The sequence below is a fragment of the Candidatus Schekmanbacteria bacterium RIFCSPLOWO2_02_FULL_38_14 genome (assembly GCA_001790855.1).
In the GTDB taxonomy this organism is placed as follows: domain Bacteria; phylum Schekmanbacteria; class GWA2-38-11; order GWA2-38-11; family GWA2-38-11; genus 2-02-FULL-38-14-A.
The window spans coordinates 1-5,849 of the sequence record MGDH01000017.1; the positions used below are offsets into that span (position 1 = coordinate 1).

Consider the following 5,849-nt stretch of genomic DNA (forward strand, 5'->3'; position numbering starts at 1 on the left):
ATATAAGCCAGAATAAGTAGAGGAATATTGTTAACAGAGTGGGAGGAAGTCCTGAAAAAAGAGATACAACAAAGAAAGAAATGACAAACTGACTTAAAAGGCGGATTTTGGAAGAGAGAGTAAAGCGGTCTTCAAGTAAACCAAGGAGGCCTGTAATGCTTAGAATCGCAGAAAAATAAAAGTCCCTTGTTATAAAAACGCCAACAATGACTAAAGCAATCCATATCCCAACGCCGCCGCCGCGTGGTGTCGGAAGTGAATGAGAACTACGCTCATTGGGAACATCTACTGCGGCAATTCTGAAACTGTATTTAGATATAACCGCAGAACTGATTGCACTGAACAAAATGGCCAATAAAATAGTTAGGGCGGTTAACACCTCACGGACCTTATACTATTCTTGTACCATTTAACTGTTTCACGAATCCCTTCTGCCATAGTAAACGGCGGCATCCAGTCAAGGACCTTCCTGATCTTACTGCTATCTATGTGAAGAGAGCCAGTGAGCCGTTCTATCTCCGGCCCTTTCCCCATAAGTTTTCCAGCAGTTTTTAACAACAGATCCGGCAAGGGGATCAATCTCGCTGTTTTATTCATTGTTTTCGCAATCATCCTGATCAGGTCTGGTGTGGAGGTATCCTCTCCGTCACTCACCAAAAAGGTCTCTCCTGCAGCACCTGGGTTGGTAATACAAGTCTCAATAACATCCACGAGATTGCCTGCATAGATCAGACTTCTATTATTATTTACAAGTGCCAATGGTAAGGGAATATCTCTGTTTACCCAGTTTAAAAGCCGTAAGAAATTCCCCCCTACGTCCGGCCCATAAATCATGGGTGGACGTATGATGACCACCTCAATACCCCGCTTTAAAGCAAGGCCGTGCAATATCTGCTCTGCCTCCCATTTGGATTGGGCATATGCATCTGCAGGGCAAACCGAAGAATCTTCCGTATACGAGTTTCCTTCAGTTTTCTCCCCATTCACCTTGATAGTACTTAGATAGATTATCCTTCGAACACCTGCCTTCACCGCCATGTCAAATAATCTTGCTGCCCCTGAGGTATTTACCCTTCTATACTCATCCAGTGGATTCGTGGAGGTCTCGTGCATCACATGGACCCTTGCGGCGAGATAGACAACTGCATCAACGTTGTCCAATGCCCCAGCCCATTCGGTTTCAGGTCCAATATCTTCAACTATCCGGTATTCCATTCTCCCAGGAAGCAAGCCAATTTTTCCAGGTGATCGAACAGTCCCTGTCACATGATAACCCTTTTCCACGAGACTGTGGCAGAGCATTTTCCCAACAAAACCAGTTGCACCGGTTACAAAAACTTTTTTTACGGCTTCCTTTACAGCACTTGACATTAGTTAGATATTCACGATTGGATATGATATCTTGATAAAGCTACTGAATAGAGTAATCATTATGTTCTTTCAAGACGTCGATAATTCGCGATGCAGCTCTGCCATCCCCATAAGGATTCACAGCCTTTGACATACTTTCGTAGTATTCTGAATTGTCTAATAGTTCCATTATGCTTTTAATTATATTATCCTTATCCGTACCCACTAACTTCACTGTACCAGCCTCTATCCCTTCAGGCCTTTCCGTTGTGTTTCTCATGACCAATACCGGCTTCCCTAGAGAAGGGGCTTCCTCCTGAACACCACCCGAATCGGTAAGGACAAGATGTGCATTGCTCATTAAAAATACAAATGGTTCATATTCCAATGGGTCTATAAGATAGACGTTGCGCTGTTCATTTAAGATAGATTTTACAGGCTTTTGCACATTAGGGTTAAGGTGAACGGGATAAATTATTACTACATCGTCTCTCTTTTCTGCTATTTCCTTAAGCGCTAAACAAATGTTCTCAAACCCTTCACCAAAGTTTTCCCGTCTATGGCCAGTCACTAATATCAGTTTCGGGTTATTGCCATCATAAGTAGACGGAAGATTAACGCCCCATTTCTCTTCAAAATATCTATTCCAGAATTGCCTGCTCTTAATTTCTGTCTGCCTGCTAACAATATACTGCAACGCATCAATGACCGTATTCCCGGTCACCCATATTTTGTCTTCAGGAATCCCCTCTTTTAAAAGATTGGACCTTGCCCATGATGTTGGGGCAAAGTGATAGTCTGCCAGTACACCCAATATATGCCTGTTTTTCTCTTCAGGATAAGGACTGTACTTATCATATGTTCTCAACCCAGCCTCAATGTGACCTATGGGTATCTTGAGATAGTAGGCTGCAAGCCCCCCCATAAATGCGGTCGTCGTATCCCCCTGAACTAAAACCATATCCGGCCTTTCCTTTTTCAGGACATCTCTGAGCCCGGCTAAGGAGTTAATTGATACATCAAACAGGTCCTGTCCCTTAAACATAATATTCAGATCATAGTCCGGCTTAATATCAAAAACCTTTAACACCTGGTCCAACATCTCCCTGTGTTGAGCAGTAACACAGACCTTAGAGGTAACGGCATTGGAGCAATTCCTCAGTTCCATAAGGACAGGGGCCACCTTAATAGCTTCAGGTCTGGTCCCAAATATAGTAAGAATCTTCATTTATTTCGTGTCCTTATCTCTCACTGCAGAGGTCATTCCAGGACCAAATGACGCAGCCTGTTCAATTAAATCCCATTTCTCTTTAAACCACTCAACTGTCCTTTTTAGTCCCTCATCAAACTCTGTTTTGGGTACATATCCAACTAACGTTTTTGCACGGTCCACTGAAGCAAGCAACCTGCTTTTTGTATCCCATTTCCTCCGTGACAAAAAATTAATTCCGGCTTTATTCCCTGTCAGGTCACTAATCCTATTTGCTAAATCAATAATCTTCGTCTCCTTCCCGGAAGCAAGATTAAATTCCTTTCCAATTGCCTCCTCAAAGTACCCTGCCCTCAATAGTCCATCTATCAAATCATTGACATAGGTAAAATCTCTTGTCTCTTCCCCAGTCCCTGTAAGAGGCAAGGACTCTCCTTTCATCGCCCAATAGATAAAATTGGGAATCACATTTCTATATTGACCCGGAATCTCCCCGGGACCATAAGAGTTAAAAAATCTGGTCTTAACAACTGGCAAACCATAATGATTATAAAAGAAGTTACAGTAAAGCTCTCCAAGCATCTTAGTAATCTGATAGGGTGTACTCAGGTTCAAAGACATAAACTCCTCCCGCAATGGCAGGGGGGCGCTACTGCCATAAATAGAACACCCTGAAGATGCATAGATAAACCTCTTAACCCCTGTAAAAAGAGAATACTCCAGCAACCTTAATGTCCCCATACCATTGACATCAAGATCTATTTCTGGGTGATCCACAGAGTTTTGGTTTGCAAAAAATGCGGCCAAGTGAAAAACATATTCCGGTTTTTCAAAAAATACCCTTTTGAGCTTCACCTCATCACGTATATCCCCTTCAACAAACATGACATTTGATAGCGCTGGAACATTCCATCGTTCGGCTGATGATAAATTATCAAGTACCATCACTATCTTGGCCCCAAGGCCGGCAATAGTCCTGGTGAGGTTGGAACCAATGGCGCCAGCGCCTCCGGTAACCAGAACAACTTTATCCTTATACATTCCCAAATACTCTTTTTCCATAAATTCCCTCCTATGTCCTTAATAATTTTTCTAATGCACTTATACAGATACTCTTATCAAAATATGTTGATACATAGCTTAATCCATTCTCACCATATTGTTTTAATTTATCCTTTTCCTTATATATTTTTATCACCAGATCCATCGCCTTTTTGTGCTCATCAGAGACCACTGAATAACCACATCCAGCATCCTTGATTAAGCTATGTCCGTCACTTTCTTTGTTTAAAAAAGCTACTATAGGGATAGAGGCCGCCATATACCCCAGTATTTTGCTCGGAATTACCGGAGTCTTATTTTTACTGCTCAGGCAGACAAGACCTACATTCACATCCCTCACGAGTTTGGGATATTCCTCCTTGGATACAAAAGGTTTAATAATAACATTTTTTAGCTTGTAGTCTTCGATCATCCTCACAAGCCTGTCTTTTTCCATTCCATCACCAACAAGAAGAAATACAATATCAGAGTTATCTTTAACCTCTTTTGCAATATTGATCACTAACTCAAGATATTGCGAAGGACCGATAACACCTGCAAACAGAAAAATAAACTTATCTGATAGTCCATACTTTTCCCGGAAAGAACCAGCTCCGTTTACATTGGTATATTCCTTGATGTCTACCCAATTATGGAGGACATGAATTTTATCAGGGGGAATCTGTTTTTTATCAAGAAGAAACTTTTTGTTATTCTCCGAATGTACCGTAATCTTATCCGCATTTTTATACGCCCTTCTCTCTAACCATTCAAAAAACTTTATTACAAAAGTATTTTTAATGATTCCAAGGTCAATAGCATTTTGAGGAAATATGTCTTGAATATTCAGGATGAACTTTGCCCCATATTTCTTCTTCACCATCCTTCCAACATCCGTCAGCGGCAGAGGTGGGCTATAAGCTATAATAGCATCTACTTTATCTTTAATGTGCATCTTAATCTTTGGGAATAAGATATATGACATGGTTAGTTGAGAAACCCCTCTTATTATGAAACTAACTTTATGATGAGGAAGGATTTTCACCCGAATGACACCTATTCCATTTTCATCAGTAAATTCATGGAAACTCTTGCCCTCCATATCCGCAGTAATATTATACTTCGGATATGGAGCAACAACAAAAACCTTATGTCCTCTGTTTCTAAGCTCTTCTGCCATCTCCTGCATCAGATGGGAACAGGAACGTATCTCCGGGGGATATGATTCTGTAACTAAGAGAATATTCATATAGTTATCGCGATTGGGGTCACTTTTTCTAATGATTCGTTAATCTTAAAAACCGTAAGGGTGGATAGAAATATTTCCTGAGGGGTTATCCCTGGCTTAGATTTTTCAGTTATAACATCATAAAAGTGTTGCATCTCTTCTTTATACCCAATCTCTTGCTTAAATGTCTTATATCGTTTCTTTACCCCATTCGTGATAAAGTTTGTCTCTCTATAATCTGTTGATACAATGACACTCCCTTCACAGAAAATCTCTATCTGCTCTCTTGAGTATGCCCTATCCCCTGAGGCTGAATAAAGAATATTTCCGACTGAGCCATCCTCAAATTTCAAAGTAATCGCTAAATTATCACTATTTAGCGTTGTTTTATTATTTCCCGAAATCCTCTCCCCATAAACTCTGACAGGATTACTTTTCGTCAAAAATTGCATCATATCCACAAAGTGACAAATCTCACCAATAACCCGGCTGCCTCCTTCTTCTTCTGAATGTACCCAATGGTCAGCTGGAACAAAGCCAGCGTTGATTCTATAATTAATTACTATTGGGGCCTGACGATTTACAAGATAGTTAGCAATTTTTACGGAATGAGGTGAAAATCTCCTATTATATCCAACCATAAGAAAGAGTGACTGATGCTGATAAGCATCCATTATTTCTTCTAACTCTTTCTCATTGATACAAAGTGGTTTTTCTACAAATACCTGCTTCTCTGCCTTTAGCGCTTCTATTACCATCTTCGCATGCAGACTATGCGGGGTAAGAATCATTGCAGCGTTTATCTCTTTATCGTTAAGCACCTCCCTATAATCAGTTGTACAGTTCTCAAATCCAAATCTCTTTCCTGTATGATACGTATTAGAGCTCGAAGAAGTAGAAATCGTATGCAGCCTAATACCTCTAATGTCTTTTAAAGACGGCAAAAGTAGTGACTTGCCAAATAGTCCCGCACCGATTACCCCGAGAGAAATTTGAGATCTGATTGGGGATAGGTCATGA

Annotated in this window: 5 protein-coding genes and 1 pseudogene; all 6 read right to left on the minus strand. The window is 40.7% G+C overall.

Annotated features, from left to right (window positions below):
- A pseudogene (locus tag A3H37_11305) lies at positions 1-379 on the minus strand (hypothetical protein).
- On the minus strand, positions 373-1,371 hold the full coding sequence (locus A3H37_11310; GenBank protein ID OGL50392.1) for a hypothetical protein: 999 nt from the start codon (positions 1,369-1,371) through the stop codon (positions 373-375). The pseudogene A3H37_11305 and the gene A3H37_11310 overlap by 7 nt, the downstream one beginning before the upstream one ends.
- Positions 1,372-1,411: 40 nt before the next feature.
- Positions 1,412-2,578, minus strand: a complete 1,167-nt coding sequence (locus A3H37_11315) for a UDP-N-acetylglucosamine 2-epimerase (protein OGL50393.1) — start codon at positions 2,576-2,578, stop codon at positions 1,412-1,414.
- Positions 2,579-3,622, minus strand: coding sequence for a nucleotide sugar epimerase (locus A3H37_11320; protein ID OGL50394.1), 1,044 nt, complete (start codon positions 3,620-3,622; stop codon positions 2,579-2,581).
- A 10-nt stretch (positions 3,623-3,632) separates the two neighbouring features.
- Positions 3,633-4,850 (minus strand): hypothetical protein, encoded by a 1,218-nt coding sequence (locus tag A3H37_11325; protein ID OGL50395.1) that lies wholly within the window; start codon positions 4,848-4,850, stop codon positions 3,633-3,635.
- Positions 4,847-5,620 carry a hypothetical protein gene (locus A3H37_11330; GenBank protein ID OGL50396.1) on the minus strand — a complete coding sequence of 258 codons (774 nt, stop codon included), beginning with the start codon at positions 5,618-5,620 and terminating at the stop codon, positions 4,847-4,849. Before A3H37_11330 ends, A3H37_11325 begins: the two co-directional genes overlap by 4 nt.
- Between the last annotated feature and the right edge of the window lie 229 nt (positions 5,621-5,849).

What these genes read in the sequence shown, in the direction of transcription:
- A3H37_11310 (OGL50392.1), bottom strand. Translation starts at nt 1,371, where the DNA reads ATGTCAAGTGCTGTAAAGGAAGCCGTAAAAAAAGTTTTTGTAACCGGT.
- A3H37_11315 (OGL50393.1), bottom strand. Translation starts at nt 2,578, where the DNA reads ATGAAGATTCTTACTATATTTGGGACCAGACCTGAAGCTATTAAGGTG.
- A3H37_11320 (OGL50394.1), bottom strand. Translation starts at nt 3,622, where the DNA reads ATGGAAAAAGAGTATTTGGGAATGTATAAGGATAAAGTTGTTCTGGTT.
- A3H37_11325 (OGL50395.1), bottom strand. Translation starts at nt 4,850, where the DNA reads ATGAATATTCTCTTAGTTACAGAATCATATCCCCCGGAGATACGTTCC.
- A3H37_11330 (OGL50396.1), bottom strand. Translation starts at nt 5,620, where the DNA reads ATGATTCTTACCCCGCATAGTCTGCATGCGAAGATGGTAATAGAAGCG.